At 45.9% G+C, this 1777-nt stretch carries 1 pseudogene; it reads left to right on the forward strand.

The features are described 5' to 3' along the window. Positions 1 to 1777: pseudogene (locus ACYVFA_RS24125) on the forward strand (gliding motility-associated C-terminal domain-containing protein); the annotation flags it as partial.

Here is a 1777-nt window from a genome sequence, read left to right on the forward strand (position 1 = left end):
GGCCAGTACAACTGTCGCAGGTTTGCAGATTGCTAGTCAGCCATCTGCTCCAACAATCACCGCACCGAATCCAAAAATAGTTTGTGCACCTAGCACTTTAACCTTAACAGCTAGCGGTTGTGCAGGCACAGTCAACTGGTCGAATGGTGCATCAGGAAGTAGCTTAACCCTTTCATCTGTGGGTACTTATTCCATATCCGCTACTTGTACCGTAGGTTCTTGTATAAGCGTGGCAAGTACAACCGTCACAGGTTTACAGATTGCTAGTCAGCCATCTGCCCCAACAATCAATGCTCCTAATCCAAAAGTAGTTTGTGCGCCTGGCACTTTAACTCTAACAGCCAACGGTTGTGCAGGAACTATTAACTGGTCTAATGGTTCGTCTGGAAGTAGCTTAACACTTTCAAGTGTGGGTACTTATTCCATATCCGCTACTTGTACCGTTGGTTCTTGTATAAGTGTGACCAGTACAACTGTCACAGGTTTACAGATTGTGAATCAACCCACAGCCCCAATAATCACCGCACCGAATCCAAAAATTGTTTGTGTCCCAGGCACTTTGACTCTAACGGCCAGCGGTTGTGCAGGCACAGTCAACTGGTCTAATGGTTCATCAGGTTCAAGCCTGACGCTTTCATCGGTTGGTACTTACTCCATATCCGCTACTTGTACGGTTGGTTCTTGTATAAGTGTGGCCAGTACAACTGTCACAGGTTTACAGATTGTTACTCAACCTGCTCCACCGACCATTACGCCTCCTAGTTCTTTGGTAGTTTGTGCGCCAGGCACTTTAACTCTGACAGCCAGCGGTTGTGCAGGAACTATCAACTGGTCTAGTGGTTCGTCAGGAAGTAGCTTAACACTTTCAAGTGTGGGTACTTACTCCATATCCGCTACTTGTACGGTTGGTTCTTGTATAAGCGTAGCCAGTACAACTGTCACAGGTTTACAGATTGTTAGTCAGCCATCTGCCCCAATAATCACCGCACCGAATCCAAAAATAGTTTGTGCACCAGGCACTTTAACTCTGACAGCCAGCGGTTGTGCAGGAACTATCAACTGGTCTAGTGGTTCATCAGGTTCAAGCCTGACGCTTTCGTCTGTTGGCACTTATTCAATATCCGCTACTTGTAACGTTGGTTCTTGTACAAGCGTGGCCAGTACAACTGTCACTGGAATGCAAATTGTTAGTCAGCCATCTGCGCCAACAATCACTGCACCGAATCCAAAAGTAGTTTGTGCGCCAGGCACTTTGACTCTGACAGCCAGTGGTTGTGCAGGAACAGTGAATTGGTCTAATGGTTCGTCAGGTTCAAGCCTGACGCTTTCATCTTTGGGTACTTATTCCATATCCGCTACTTGTACTGTTGGAAGTTGTATGAGTGTAGCCAGTTCAACTGTGACTGGATTGCAGATTGTGGCACCTCCTACTGTCAATATCACAGGAAATATTAACTTGTCTTGCAATACCACTACTGTAACTAGAACGGCTAATGGAAGTGGGTTGTCGCTCACTTATCAATGGTCAAATGATTTAGGTACGGATGCTACAGCTACTATAAGTGCTGCTGGAATTTACACAGTGACAGTTAGAGGAACAAATGGTTGTACTACTACAGCAACGACATCGGTAACTGTTGATAGTTCCGCTCCAAATACACCAACAATCACCGCACCGAATCCAAAAGTAGTTTGTGCGCCTGGCACTTTAACTCTGACAGCCAGTGGTTGTGCAGGAACTATCAACTGGTCTAATGGTTCGTCAGGAAGTAGCTTA

The sequence above is a fragment of the Emticicia fontis genome (assembly GCF_054779675.1).